11 protein-coding genes are annotated in these 13,300 nt (G+C 43.1%); 8 read left to right on the forward strand and 3 right to left on the reverse strand.

All coding sequences use genetic code 11. The features are described from left to right. The first annotated feature begins 53 nt into the window (after nucleotides 1-53). Nucleotides 54-1,226 (forward strand): serine hydrolase domain-containing protein, encoded by a 1,173-nt coding sequence (locus tag ACO08K_RS31705; RefSeq protein WP_421800520.1) that lies wholly within the window; start codon nucleotides 54-56, stop codon nucleotides 1,224-1,226. Nucleotides 1,227-1,382: 156 nt separating this feature from the next. Here ACO08K_RS31705 and ACO08K_RS31710 read toward each other — a convergent pair whose 3' ends face one another. Then, nucleotides 1,383-4,694 (reverse strand): PKD domain-containing protein, encoded by a 3,312-nt coding sequence (locus ACO08K_RS31710; RefSeq protein WP_421800521.1) that lies wholly within the window; start codon nucleotides 4,692-4,694, stop codon nucleotides 1,383-1,385. Between the two features lie 342 nt (nucleotides 4,695-5,036). On the opposite strand from ACO08K_RS31710, the gene ACO08K_RS31715 reads away from it, so the two are divergent. Then, complete coding sequence (locus ACO08K_RS31715; RefSeq protein ID WP_421800522.1) at nucleotides 5,037-6,308, forward strand: T9SS type A sorting domain-containing protein; 1,272 nt, start codon at nucleotides 5,037-5,039, stop codon at nucleotides 6,306-6,308. 35 nt (nucleotides 6,309-6,343) lie between these two features. Here ACO08K_RS31715 and ACO08K_RS31720 read toward each other — a convergent pair whose 3' ends face one another. Next, nucleotides 6,344-7,144, reverse strand: coding sequence for an RNA polymerase sigma factor (locus ACO08K_RS31720; protein ID WP_421800523.1), 801 nt, complete (start codon nucleotides 7,142-7,144; stop codon nucleotides 6,344-6,346). A gap of 44 nt (nucleotides 7,145-7,188) precedes the next feature. After that, complete coding sequence (locus ACO08K_RS31725; protein WP_421800524.1) at nucleotides 7,189-7,626, reverse strand: SRPBCC family protein; 438 nt, start codon at nucleotides 7,624-7,626, stop codon at nucleotides 7,189-7,191. Nucleotides 7,627-7,985: 359 nt separating this feature from the next. Here ACO08K_RS31725 and ACO08K_RS31730 point away from each other — a divergent pair, with 359 nt between their 5' ends. From ACO08K_RS31730 to ACO08K_RS31755, 6 genes are all read left to right on the forward strand, one after another. Next, the gene (locus ACO08K_RS31730) at nucleotides 7,986-9,113 is read left to right on the forward strand and encodes a helix-turn-helix domain-containing protein (RefSeq protein ID WP_421800525.1); all 1,128 of its coding nucleotides are present in this window, start codon (nucleotides 7,986-7,988) and stop codon (nucleotides 9,111-9,113) included. Nucleotides 9,114-9,208: 95 nt separating this feature from the next. Next, on the forward strand, nucleotides 9,209-10,042 hold the full coding sequence (locus ACO08K_RS31735; RefSeq protein WP_421800526.1) for an alpha/beta hydrolase: 834 nt from the start codon (nucleotides 9,209-9,211) through the stop codon (nucleotides 10,040-10,042). 11 nt (nucleotides 10,043-10,053) lie between these two features. Next, entirely contained in the window at nucleotides 10,054-10,638 is a 585-nt protein-coding gene (locus ACO08K_RS31740; RefSeq protein WP_421800527.1) for a hypothetical protein, read from the forward strand. Nucleotides 10,639-10,788: 150 nt separating this feature from the next. Further along, nucleotides 10,789-11,727: an alpha/beta hydrolase gene (locus ACO08K_RS31745; protein WP_421800528.1), complete on the forward strand. Its 939-nt coding sequence runs from the start codon at nucleotides 10,789-10,791 to the stop codon at nucleotides 11,725-11,727. Between the two features lie 66 nt (nucleotides 11,728-11,793). Then, complete coding sequence (locus tag ACO08K_RS31750; protein WP_421800529.1) at nucleotides 11,794-12,432, forward strand: hypothetical protein; 639 nt, start codon at nucleotides 11,794-11,796, stop codon at nucleotides 12,430-12,432. A 72-nt stretch (nucleotides 12,433-12,504) separates the two neighbouring features. Continuing rightward, nucleotides 12,505-13,293 carry a LytR/AlgR family response regulator transcription factor gene (locus tag ACO08K_RS31755; RefSeq protein ID WP_421800530.1) on the forward strand — a complete coding sequence of 263 codons (789 nt, stop codon included), beginning with the start codon at nucleotides 12,505-12,507 and terminating at the stop codon, nucleotides 13,291-13,293. Nucleotides 13,294-13,300: the final 7 nt, after the last annotated feature.

Here is a 13,300-nt window from a genome sequence, read left to right on the forward strand (position 1 = left end):
CCATCCCTAGAACTTTGTACTACATTTTTATTCAACAATTCAATTTTAATCACATGAAAAACAAAACAATCTGGGCCTTCGGCCTGGGCCTCATCTTCCTGTTCGCTTGCAAAAAAGAGGACGATTCCATCACGCCGGAGATGAAAAACCGCTTAGATGAGCAATTGACCACAGCGTTCAAACCCGTGGGCAACGATACCAGTGTTCTGGGGGCCATTCTCTCTGTTTCCATTCCCAAACGGGGCTATTTATTCGAAATTGCCCAAGGCAATGCCACACCAACGCTTGCCATGCAACCTAAAGACCAATTTTTTAGTGCTAGCATCGGCAAGGTAGTTACTAGCGCTTTAATCCTCAAATACGCCGATGAAGGAGCGCTTAAACTAGACGACCCAATTTCAAAATACCTACCTGTCACCTTGCTGGCAGGTTTGAGTGTGTACAAGGGTGTCGAATACAGCGGCAAAATTACGATCCGTCAACTGCTCAATCACACTAGCGGATTGCCCGATTTTCTTTTAGCGGGAATGCCTGATGCGTTTGGGGCACCGCCGTTTTTTCAAGCATTGTTTGCCGATGTAAGCAAAAACTGGACATCGGGTGAAATCATACAGTTCCACAAACAAAATTTTCCCGCACTTGCAGCTCCTGGCCAAATTTACCATTACAGCGATTCAAATTTCCATTTGTTGGGCCTCATCGCAGAAGCTTTGGGAAAAAAACCGATTCACGAAATTGCTTATGAAAAGATATTCAAAACACTGAACATGACGAGAACCTATTATTTCTTCCGCGAAAACCCTCGAGGTGTTCTGGCTGGCAGGGAAGCATCTTGGTCATTCCTTGGCCAGATTCCCCTTACTTTCCCGGCAATGTCCTTCGACGGGCCGGCGGGCGGTTTGATTACTTGCAGCGAGGATTTGACCAAATTGCTGAAGGGCGTAGTAAGAGGCAATTTCCTTTCAAGTGCAAGCAAAACCTCCATGCAGGCCTGGATTCCGACACCCGAAGGCTTCGAATACGGGCTCGGTTTGATGAATTTCGAAAAACAATATGGGCTAGATTCCAAGATCATCGGGCACGAAGGCGCAACCAATGCCATTGCCTTTTACGTTGAACAATCTGATGCGTATATTGTGGCAACGTATAATCAATTGGCTACTTCAAGTGATAATGTAAATCTATTATTGCATCGTGTTCTAGAGGCGTTAAAAACGATTAAGTAGGCTTGGCCTTTTCTTTTTAAACGAGGAATCAATGAGGGCTTTTCAGAAATACCCGATGTTATAGATTTAAGGAAAGATGAAAAAATAATTTAATGATTTTGCCGCTACTATGGGGATGCTCTAAGGCAAAGCACTAAATCATTTTTTCATCCTTCGTTACAGTATAATCACTACCTTTTTTATGCCAACCAATTGCCCGTCCATGCTTACGCTTAGATAATACACGCCAGGATTGATGTTGGAATAATCTAACAACGTCGAGTCATTTCCACTTTTTTGATTTTGCAGGACTGGCCTTCCAATTGAATCAAAAAGTACAAATTCAGGTTTCGAAATAAGGTGATTTTGCATTTTCACCCAAAAGTATCCCTGGTTGGGGTTGGGGAAAACATCAATTGAATTTTGATGCTCAAAATGTTCAAGGCCAGATACTACAATATTTATTTCCGATTGAAAAGTGGAGTGCTCGCAAGCTGTACTTGCCTTTAAGGTTACAATATACTTGCCTGATGTGGCATATTGATGGACGGGGTTGGCGTCGCTGGAGTTGTGGCCATCGCCAAAATCCCATAATAATGAATCAGTCTGAGTAGACTTGTTGACAAAATTCACAGTATTGCCTTTGATTTGCGTGTCAAAAAGGGCCTTTGGGCCAGGAGCACTCAGCAAGCTGTTGAATTTGGAATTCAAAATATCTTGGTTCCACACCTCCCAATAACAAACCCCATTTTTGATGGCCAACTGTAAAGCAGCAGGGAAACCACCTGCGCCAAAAGCAATAGAATCGCTGGTGCCATTGTAGGCCATTTGTACCCCAGTGAAAGGTGCGTTTTGAGCGGAATGTTGCAGGATATCGTGTTGTGCGGGATACACTCCGGTGTTTTTCTGCGTCCACCACCAGGCGGAAGCACCGTATTGCCTCGGCATACTTTGAATGGCATAGGCATAAACCGAATCGGCAACCACGTTGCTGCCATTGACTGGATGAAAATCGTTGGAAAGATAATGCCCGGGAAAAGCAGCTTTAAAAGCCCTCATCACCGTTTTCCAACTGTTAATTATTTTGGCATCAGCATAACCAAGGCTAGTCCAACTCGGGGTTACATCGAGTGGTACTTGCATTTCGATGCCATTAGAGGTAGAATTGGTGATGTAAACCAAAGTAATCGTAGTGTCTTGTTGGTATCGTGCACCCAGTTGGGCTACAAACTCCGTCCATTTTTTCAAAAACACCTCATCCCAGGGAAGAGGAAGGCTGATGTTGCCCAGAATAGGGTGTGCACTTTGTAGCTTTTGTGCGCCCGCAGTATACACCCAGGCAGGAGTAGCGGGGCCATTGCCAATGCCTAAAGACACTTTTTTTCCATAGGATTTTGCCGCAGCAATTTGGGCATCCAACAAGGCCCAATTGTAAACATCATCGCTGGTTTCCAATAAATTCCAACCAACTCTAACCAAAATTCCTTTGATGAAAGATTTTTTAGCAATATCAGGGGCCACCGAGCCTGAACCATTACCTGTGGTCGGCCCACAACTGCAGTATACCCCGCTGGGTGCAGGGTAATCAGGGCCAGAGGACGTTGTTGTATTGCAGCCGTATTTTTCAAACCAAGCCTTGGTACGTGTATACATCTCTAAATCAAAACGAACTTCGCTGTGCCCAAACCCTGGGTATTCGTACAATCGATTGGACACTCCGTTTTGAGTAAGTACCTTGGCTAAGTCTGCATCCCAGGCCAAAGCCACTACATTGTCAATACTGCCATGATGCAACAGGTAAGGCGTTTTGATTTGTTGGGCTTCAGCTAGCGAAATGGTAGATGAACCAATGGCATCACTAGCCCCTCCTGCGGTATGGGCCAGAGCCCTAAATTTGCTGGGATAAACTGCCGCTAAACCCGCAGTAATGAAGGCTCCTCTGCTGTGACCGAAGGCCATGATACAATTTGTATCCGCATAAGGAAGACAACTGAGCAAGTCCAGGCATTTTTTGCCGCGCAACAAATTGACCTCACTAACCCCCCACTCTGATTCGGCACAAGTGCCTGGCAAGCCGCAGGGCACCCCACTTGAATGGGTGTAATTGACCGCGATGCAGATGTATCCCCATTTTACCATTTCTTTGGCAACTGATTTGCTGTAAGAAGCAGCACTACCACCGGTACCGTGATTGATAAGAACAACCGGGAAAGGCCCCGCACCTTGTGGTTTGAATAAAACACCTTGCAAATCATATTGTACTCCATTGTCAGTCGATTGGTATTTCCAGGTAGCTCCATTGCTGAGGCTTTCAGGGTTGCCACTCAGTATAAAATTGTTGCAATTGACAGTAGCAGGGGTCGAAGGTAGGGAAGAGACACATTGTTTGCTAACATTAGTATGAAACCGCAGATGCGCATTACTTAGGGTAGTACTCAACGACGCATCTTCCATGTCTATTTTATATATTTCCAGGTAGCGCATGCCAAGTTTAATTCCCCGATTAATGGCACTATCCATCACGGCCTCCTTAGTATCGGGCAGTATTCCACATTGGTTCATTCTCGTGGGGCCGTCTTGAACACTCCATAACATCTGTGCGCCATTTCGACAAGGATTCTGTACCACCGGGAACCATTGTGAACTAGATTGAATGGTTGGAGGAGGGTTACAACCGGCCAGATCTTCTCGCCAAACTCCAAAACGATCGGGGTAGGTAGACAATCCATAATTAGCATATTGCTGGGAGATGTAATTGCGAGCATGTCCTGTAGCCGCGGGTTCAAAGGTTTGGTAGTCCATGGAATTCCATAGGGGCGTGTTGGGAAATACATCCATGTAAACGTCTAAAACTTTTTTCATTTTAGCAACGATTGTATCTGGATGGTACCCCTTAACTTTCCAAATAGGCTGCCATACTTGTGAGGCCAAAATTTTGCTAGAAGGTAAATTCCGCGAAAAATGACCAGCTACTGTATTGCAATATGCGACTGTTGGGTTAGCGGCGTATCGTTTAGCCAGTTGCTGATTGAGTAAGATGACTCTGTTCACAAACACATCATCCCATGGGAAATAGTCAGGCAGTGTGTCTCCGAAAGTTGGGTGATTGGCATTATTGTCAATGTAAAAATATTGTTCTGCTCCCAAGCCCTTTAACCAGTTGGGAGTACCAAGGATACTAATCGACACTTTCTTTTTTGCAGAGCTTGCCTTAGCTATTTCACCATCGAGAAAAGCCCAGTTGAACACACCTGCCGCAGTTTCTAGAGAACTCCAACGCACTCTAACTGCTGCTCCATCAACATACGATTTGGAAAAATCCGCGCTAGGCAATGGCTGGCCCTCAGCACCTAAAATATAAAGTCCTGCGTAGCCTTTAAGGGCTGGCATACTGGTTTGGCACTGTATCCCAGTTGCTATAAATACTGCACAGAATGCAAGCAGAAGAATTGTACCAATTTTTGATTTGTAAGTTAAGGTTGTTTTCATGAGAATAGGGCTTTATTAGAAGGATAAAAAATTCTTTTCCGATCTATTACATTTATAAAGCCTACTGCGGCGTTTTGTACTCAATCTTGAACAAAAAAATGCAAAAAAATTATAAAAAACCGCTCCATCGGAACTGAGGGCTAAATTTTTAAATAGTCTATTACGCTGTAAGCACCTGCTCCAAGTGGAAAAAATCTTTGAGCCGAATCAACCCCAAGATGTCTTTCAAAAATACTGATAACCAATCTTGCTTCGCTCCAATTTTTTTTCAGAACTTCGCCAAGGCACAATAGGTCACCAATGCCCTCTAAATAAAAATACACCCAAAACCAACAGAATAAAATGAACCAATACAGCAAAAAAAATTTGATAGTAATTACCCTATTCTTTCTATCCATTCAGCTTCTGAATGCGCAGACAGTTTGGGCACGTTACCCCCGTAATTTAATAATGACTAAAACATTAAATAGCTATGAAGGAACTTTCATTGGAAGCCCTTCAATAATTGACGAGGGAGATACTTTAAAAATGCTGTATGCTGTTAATGCATCTGCTCAAGGCCGCATCAGTTATGCCTTTTCAATTGATGCCGGAATCACCTGGACAAAATACAATAATGCCACTCCTATATTTGATGTAGGTTCAATAGGGAGTTGGGATAGTTATTTTTTAGATACCCCTGATTGGATTAAAGACAAGGCTGGATATAAAATGTATTATTTTGGTGATACGGACAATTCTTCGGTAGATGCATCAATTGGACTAGCAACCTCATCGAATGGTATCAATTGGACACGTAGTGGACCTGCACCTGTATTAAAAAAAGGAAACCTAGGTGATTGGGATGGACTTTTTGTAGGAGACCCAACGGTTGTTTATGATGGTGAGGGTTACTATATGTGGTATTCGGGTATTGACACTACATGGCAAGTTAAAATTGGCTTTGCTACTTCGTCCGATGGTATAACTTGGGCAAAGCATCCCGGAAACCCTGTTCTAAATGGTGGATTACTCTCTTCTTGGGAAGGCTATGGAGTTGGAGTACCTACCGTTATTAAACGAAATGGACAATTTGAAATGTGGTACAACGGAGTATCCTATTTTGATGTCCTAGACAATGGTCTTGTTGATACAATTAGAATTGGTTTTGCAACCTCTACAAATGGAATCAACTGGACAAAAAGTAAGCTTAACCCGATTTTTAATACCTATGATGCTGGTTATAACCTTACAGAATATAGAGGGCCCTGGGCCCCAGATGTAGTGCATAGACCCACTGATAATAAATATTATATGTGGTATGAAACGGGTTACGGGTTTGGCTTATCCACGTCACCAGACAATATTCTATCCACTTCTACAACCCATCCGTTCCCAATAAATTTTTCCATTTACCCTAATCCTGCAAGCGAAAGTATAACCATTAAACATTCTGATATCGGAAATAAAGGACGAATACAAATTTTTAATTCAATGGGAATCTTGCTTAATGAGGTTGACATAACTCAACAAGCTCAAGCATCTCAAATCAACATTGCAGGTTTACCTAAAGGGCTATATTTTATTCGCATCGCAAATTTGTCAGAGCGAGTACAAAAATTTATTAAACATTAGCCAACAAGGGCAATTTTACTGCCAACAATTGAGCACTAGCTGTCGTTTATGATTCTTTTAGAAGCAATTAAGTCATTAAGGTGTGATATAAATTCTGTTTGGCTTTTGAATGTTCCGTGATTTTGATAAATTCCGGTCATAGAATTTAACTCTTCCATCTCATCATTGTATATTTCTATTTTGTCGGCAAAGTTTAGATTTGTTTTAACGATACGACCACAAGTAATTGCCGAATGAATTTGTTGGTTACACCTACAGCTATTTCTTGGGTTGTAAACTCCACAATGAGCATTCAAAAAACCACCAATGAGTTTCCTTGACAATTCAAGCCGTTTTCTGAAATTTTCAGGGCTTGTTTTTACAATCGTTGAAGCAACATTGCTTTTGATTTTCAAAATACTTCCAAGAATAAACGTAATTCTTAATTCTCTGTTTAAACACTGCAACATTGCGAGAGTGCACCCTGTTTTCATTTCACTTTCTAAAAGTTGTTTGTCAGGAAGTTCATAATCAATTGCAGATTTCGCTGTAATTAAGTCGCTTGCAAAAATGTCAAACGAAGTAAATGTTTTTTCGAGTGCGGTTTGTTTGATGTTTAATAAATAATTAGTCGCTACTTTGTAGGCCCAAGTATTCAATTTACTTCTTCCATCAAATTTGCTCAAGTTGGTAATCACTTTAACCAATATTTCCTGAGTAGCATCTTCCGCATCCATTCTGTTCCATAAAAAGCGCAAGGATAAATTAAAAACCAATCCCTGAATGGAATTGACCAACAGTTCCAAACTTCGTTTATTTCCTTCAAGACAAGATTGTATTAGTTCTCTTTCTTCCATTTTTGTAAAATTGAAGGGTTGATTTAGACAACCCTTCTTGGTTTTTATTGAGCTAAAATAGACTTTAACTTTTCAAGTTCTTCCTTTAGCTGTAACATCTGTGCAGATAAAGCGCCTTCAATTTGTTCTAAGGGAACTGGCGGAGCAATTAAAACGAAGGAATAAATTGCATTTTTGTCCGGACCAGTAACAATCCTTGAATAAGCAACACCAACACTTCCGTCAGGCATTGTCATGTGCCAATCAACCGTTCCTAATTCTTTGTTGCTTTTCGTTTCCAACCCAATTTCAAGTTCTCCATTGGGTGTAACAAGCAATGCTGATTTTTCGTCAGCTTGGCTAAATGCACCAGTCCATTTTGGCAAATTGTTGGGATTTGCAATGTAACTAAACGCTTTTTCTGTTGTCGTTTGAAGATTCACACTTTGAACATCGTGGTTCTTAAATGCACTCATTTTAACCTTACCTTTTTTAATAACCAAGGAATTTTGGTTACATAAGTTTAGACAGGCCAAAATGCAAACTGTGAATTTTTTCCGTTTATTTTTTTATCGTCCCTGATTTATTTTATGCCAAAGCAAAAGAAGTCCGGACAAGATAAAATACTCGTAACGTTCGGTTTGGCCATAAGCTTTGATGATTTTATTTTTTTAAAATGCACTACTTCACAAAAGCTTAAAAAACCATCCCAAGCGGATAAAGGGGCTTCGAAAAATTGATCAAAGGAAGTTTTTAAACGTCGTGCATACATGACTGAAATGATGTTTCACCCTTACCCGAAAAATTAACCCAAAATAGGCAATAAATTGCAGTGGCAAAAACAATCACCAAAGCCCAAACCATGTTACAATTATTAGAATCCTTAATCGCTGGTTCAACCCTACTTTTATCCTTCCTCATTTTTACCAACCCAAAGGGGGTGAACAAACAAGCCAATTTTTGGCTAGGCATTTTTATGTTTAGTTTGGCCTTGGTCAATTTGGATACCTTGTTGATTACGCATAAAATTTACCATACTTTTCCTCATCTGATCGGCATCTCCGACCTATTGTTTTTTTTAGTTCCCCCCTCTATTTATTTTGCCGCCCTGTATTTTGTTGCTCCACAAAGGAAATATCGGTGGACAGATCTCTTCCATTTCTTTTTTTTCATCACTTACTGCCTATTGAACCTCCCCGCTTTGGTGATGCAGGATGGGCCGAGCAAGTTAAAAATGTTATTGACGGAGGAGCCGATGCAAGCGGACGACTACATTGCCTCGGGCATCATTCTGGTGTATACGCTGACGTACTGTATTCTGTCCTTGCTCAAGATCAATCGCCACCAAAAAAATGTAGCACAAATCCACTCCTCCAGCGAAGGAATTGATTTGAGTTGGTTCAAATATTTCCTGATCTGTGTATTGATCTTAGCTGGGGTGTGGGCCACCTATGTCTTGGTGCAAAGTGATTTGCTGAATTATGTAGTCACTACCACTTATTTCGTGTTGGTCTTTTTTCTCGCCTATTACGCCTTGCACCAAAGGGAGGTGTATAATTTTAATGCAAATGAAAAAGAAGCCATCCAACAACTGACAGAAGGAAAGCAGGAATTGCCTAAAAAACCACAACTTGAGCCAGCGCAATTGCAAGGGTTGAAGCAACAATTGGATGCATTGATGCAGTCAGAAAAGCCTTTCCTGGACAATGAATTGAATTTGCTAAAATTGGCAGCGCGCATGCAAATCACCATTCACACCCTCTCTTACGTCATCAATGAGGGCTATGGAGAAAATTTCGCCCAGTATGTGAACCGATACCGGGTGGAAGAGGCAAAAAAATTATTGGATGACCCTCGAGTTGCCCATTTAAGCATCCTAGGCATTGCATTTGACGCAGGATTCAACTCAAAAACGGTGTTTAACACTACCTTCAAGAAGGTCACTGGGTTATCGCCCAGTGAATACAAAAGCCGCAGTTCTGTTTTATAATTTCGTACCCCCTCAGCACAGATTTTTGGTTTGGTTTTATAAGATAGAACAGGAGCGCCGTTTTGCAGGCATAGTTTTGAGAAAAAACGACTGTTATGCAAAACATCAATTTAAGGCCGAGTTTGATCTTCCTTACCTTAGGTATGTTCTGGTTCGGTTCCTGTACCAAAGAAGAGCCGCTGGATGCCTCCAGGGTAAAGCCTCTTTCCATTAAATCGACTTACACCGGGACAAGCTATCCTGTTTATGTCGTACTCCCTTCAGACTACCAGCCGGGGATAAAGTACGCGACCATTTATGTGTTGGATGGCGATGATGAATCTGGTGGCAGCAAAGTGTATGACTTGGTTGGAAAAATGAGCCAGGAAATCAGTGTAAAGTACCAAAAGCAAAATGGAATTATCGTAGCCATTGGTTCCACCGAAGACCGCATCCGGGATTATGCACCAACGATATTAAAGCAGTTTGGAAATCAAGGAGGCGGAACGGAGAATTACGCAAAATTCCTTCAGCATGAGCTCATTCCGAGGATTGAAGAAGAATTTTCGGTAGACACCAGTGCTTCAAAGCGTACCATTTCGGGCCACTCTTTGGGCGGTAGTGTATCCGGGTATATGTTTGCCAAACACCACGACGTCTTCAGCAATTACCTGATGTTGAGTCCAGCATATTGGTGGGATGATGGCATTGGGCTTAAGTATGAATTGGAAAACAGGTCTAGCAATGCTTTAAAAAAATGCCTGGTATATGTCGGTTGTGGCGAATTTGAAGAAGGAATCGCCATACTTGCCGAAGAGTGGTACCTGCGCATGAAAAAATACTACCCCAACTGCACCACTTCTTTTTACAAAGTCCCCAATACCGGACACATATCTTCTGCCTCAGAGGACCTGGAGCGGGCTCTTGATTTTTATTACCAACACCAATAATCCCTTTTCACATGAATAAGCACATCTCATTGGCCATCCTGGTATTGGCGATTGCCACGCTGGTCAGTGCTCAAAACACAGTTCCAAGCTACATCGACAAAGGTTTTAGCAGCCTGGAATTTAAAGTAGGCAAGAACGGCTTACTGCAAATTCCAGTCACTCCCCATGTGAATGTACTGTACCAAAAGAACATCGCGAAGCACTTGTCAGTGGTATGCTACTCAGAAATTGCCAAGTCCATTTTTAATACCGATCCCGATCAAAAATACCTGATAATAAACAATTTTTGGTGGCGTGAAGCAGTAGGTATTGGGGGCACTTTTGGGCGTAAAAGCTTCAACAATAATCTGTTTTTGATGGCTGGAGGGAATTATTACCGTTCGCATACTTTTGTGGATGAAGCACTCAAGCCGGAATTGATTACCGCTAAGCTTCGCCCTGAATTGGGCCTGTTGTACAATTTGAAATGGGGAAAAAAACGGGTCTATTTTTCCTTTCAGCATTACATCCCACTCTATCCGCTCAACTTGTTTTTGGCCAAAGAACTGACCAGGGCAACGAGCGTGGGGATTGGATTAAAGTTGAACCAAAAGTGATGGGCAATCACAACTGAGGTGCTTTTGTCCTAAAAGCACCTCAGAAACCAAATATGACCATGGGCTGGCCAGCACGGCTCTGGCCAACTTCTCTTTTGTTTTCTAACTCGCCTTTCCTACCTTCGCCCCCAGCAAACATTCAATCTACCAATGGCCAAGCCAAGCTGGATCAATCATACGCTCAGGCGGATTTCCCGGATTTTCGGCGCAAACAGACAGTCGAATTCTTCAATAGCCAAAGCTGCTTTGAACAAATCGACCCATGTTTATGCTGAAAAAAACGGTCAAGCCCTGGCACTGGATGTATACCAGTTGGAAGAGGAAATGCTCAAACCTGGCAGGACCGCTGTTTTGTATTTCCACGGCGGCGGCTTTTCCGAAGGCAGTCGAACTGAAATCCGCTATGTACAATTTGCTGAAAAACTGGCCCGTCTGGGGCTCATTGCCATCCCTTGCTCCTATCACCTGAGCATGCGAGGCCGCTCAATGAGTTGCGACCAGCAACAATCCATCAAAATTGCCGCTTTTCGCAGCGCTGCGGAAGATGTATGGTCAGCCACCCGTTTTGTGTTACAAAACGCGGAGGCTTGGGGCATCCACCCTGAGCGAATCATTTTGGCGGGCAGTAGTGCAGGAGCGGAAGCGATCGTTAATGCAGCGTATTGGAAGGAAGGAGATTTGGGAGTGGAAAAACGTGGCTTGCCCCCTGATTTTCGCTATGCAGGTCTTTTGAGTATGGCCGGTGCCTTACTGGACATCACCTGGATCACCGCCGAAAATGCCTTACCATCGCTGCTTTTTCATGGTGAAACCGACCCCTTGGTGCCCTACGGCGCAGCATCTCACCACCTGTGCAAACCAGATCAACCGGGCTACTTACCGCTTTTTGGTGCAGGTGCCATTGCTCAACGCCTGAAAGTACTCAATAAACCCTACATCCTGGTGAGTGGCACCGAAGGGGGGCATGGCTGGGCAGATAAACCCATGTTTGAACACCTGGATACCATTGCCGATTTTATGGGCAGTGCTGAAAACTTAAATGCCTTTCGGCAAATTGAAGAGCGTTGGAAATGGAGCAAAAAAATTTAAACCCTTGTCAAGGCTACCTTAAGCCAAACTTTTCTACATTTAGAACTTGTTAAAACACCTGATTGTATGAAAATACGTCATCTTTTGCTTGGATTAGGACTCTTGCTCGTTTTCGCCTGCCAGCCCGCTGGTAAAAAACCTCAGGCAGAAGCACTCAATGATGGAAAACAACAAGCAGGTGGAGATTTTTTGCTGGTACCCGGTCAACGAATTGGGCCATTGTATGCGGCACATAGCTTGGAAAATGATTTGGTACAAACCTTTGGGGTGCAAAATGTAAAACGCCAGGAAATTTACCTGGGCGAAGGCGCAACAGCACCCGGTTTTGTCATTTTTGGCGATACCCGCAATGCCGTTGAAGTGTATTACGACACCAGCATTGTCAAAGATCGCCCAGCTTTGTTGCGCATCACTGAAGAGGGAACCGATTGGAAATCGCCCGAAGGCATTACCATTGGTACTACACTGGAAGAACTGGTCAAAATAAATGGCAAACCTGTTACCTTTTGGGGCTTTGGTTGGGACTACGGCGGAGCAGTCAGCAATTGGAATGGTGGAAAAATTGACGCTGGGCTGATGCTGGTTTTAAATGATGGCCGGAAGAGTACCCCAGAGTCCTTACTTGGTGAAAAAGAAATTCTATCCACGGCAAGTGGAGTTGATCCCAAACGGATCAAGGTAGTAAGAATCAATGTGCGACTTTAGCGCTGGGTTTTAGGGGGGGACAAAAAATAAGTGTTCATTTTGCCCCACTATTTAGCGCTTAGAACAGGAAATATGAAGATAAGATGTCTAATTGTCGATGATGAACCATTGGCCCTGGATGTATTGAGCTCCTACATCAATCGCATCGAAGGGCTGGATCTGATCGGGCGTTGTGAAAATGCCTTGCAAGCTTTTGCCCTGATGCAGGAGCAAACAGTTGATCTGTTGTTTTTGGACATTCAGATGCCCAAACTGGATGGCATTGAATTCCTAAAAACGCTGCAACAAAGACCAAAAATTATCTTCACTACCGCTTATCGCGATTATGCCATCGAAGCTTTTGAGATGGATGCGGTGGATTATTTGTTGAAGCCCATCCCCTTTAGTCGTTTCCTTAAAGCACTGAGTAAGGCGTATTCGCAGTTTCAACAGGCGGCCAATAGTGCCAGCGAAACGCCCAGTGCTTCCGGTCTGGGCTCGTCCATCATCATTGCTCCGGGCATTTCCAATATTCCTGCCATTGGTGATGAAAGTATGCCCATGCAAACTGCGGATAGCATCATCGTGCGGGCAGATAAAAAAATGATCAAAGTCCCGTTAGAGGATATCCAGTACATTGAAAGCCTGAAAGACTACGTGATCATCCACGTGGGCGGGCGCCGGATTGTGACCAAGCAGAAAATCAGTTATTTAGAGCAAAAATTGCCCGACGGAAAATTCTTGCGCATCCACCGTTCCTTCTTGGTCGCATTGAACAAAATACAGGCTTTTTCACCCAATCATGTTGAAATCAATAGCCAGGAATTGCCCATTGGGCGGAGCTATAAGAGTGAGGTGGCAAAGGTATTGGGGTTTGTGTAAGGGGCGA

Origin of the sequence: Haliscomenobacter sp. (genome assembly GCF_965225875.1) — a bacterium.
In the GTDB taxonomy this organism is placed as follows: domain Bacteria; phylum Bacteroidota; class Bacteroidia; order Chitinophagales; family Saprospiraceae; genus Haliscomenobacter.

What these genes read in the sequence shown, in the direction of transcription:
- ACO08K_RS31705 (WP_421800520.1), top strand. Translation starts at nt 54, where the DNA reads ATGAAAAACAAAACAATCTGGGCCTTCGGCCTGGGCCTCATCTTCCTG.
- ACO08K_RS31710 (WP_421800521.1), bottom strand. Translation starts at nt 4,694, where the DNA reads ATGAAAACAACCTTAACTTACAAATCAAAAATTGGTACAATTCTTCTG.
- ACO08K_RS31715 (WP_421800522.1), top strand. Translation starts at nt 5,037, where the DNA reads ATGAACCAATACAGCAAAAAAAATTTGATAGTAATTACCCTATTCTTT.
- ACO08K_RS31720 (WP_421800523.1), bottom strand. Translation starts at nt 7,144, where the DNA reads ATGGAAGAAAGAGAACTAATACAATCTTGTCTTGAAGGAAATAAACGA.
- ACO08K_RS31730 (WP_421800525.1), top strand. Translation starts at nt 7,986, where the DNA reads ATGTTACAATTATTAGAATCCTTAATCGCTGGTTCAACCCTACTTTTA.
- ACO08K_RS31735 (WP_421800526.1), top strand. Translation starts at nt 9,209, where the DNA reads ATGCAAAACATCAATTTAAGGCCGAGTTTGATCTTCCTTACCTTAGGT.
- ACO08K_RS31740 (WP_421800527.1), top strand. Translation starts at nt 10,054, where the DNA reads ATGAATAAGCACATCTCATTGGCCATCCTGGTATTGGCGATTGCCACG.
- ACO08K_RS31745 (WP_421800528.1), top strand. Translation starts at nt 10,789, where the DNA reads ATGGCCAAGCCAAGCTGGATCAATCATACGCTCAGGCGGATTTCCCGG.
- ACO08K_RS31750 (WP_421800529.1), top strand. Translation starts at nt 11,794, where the DNA reads ATGAAAATACGTCATCTTTTGCTTGGATTAGGACTCTTGCTCGTTTTC.
- ACO08K_RS31755 (WP_421800530.1), top strand. Translation starts at nt 12,505, where the DNA reads ATGAAGATAAGATGTCTAATTGTCGATGATGAACCATTGGCCCTGGAT.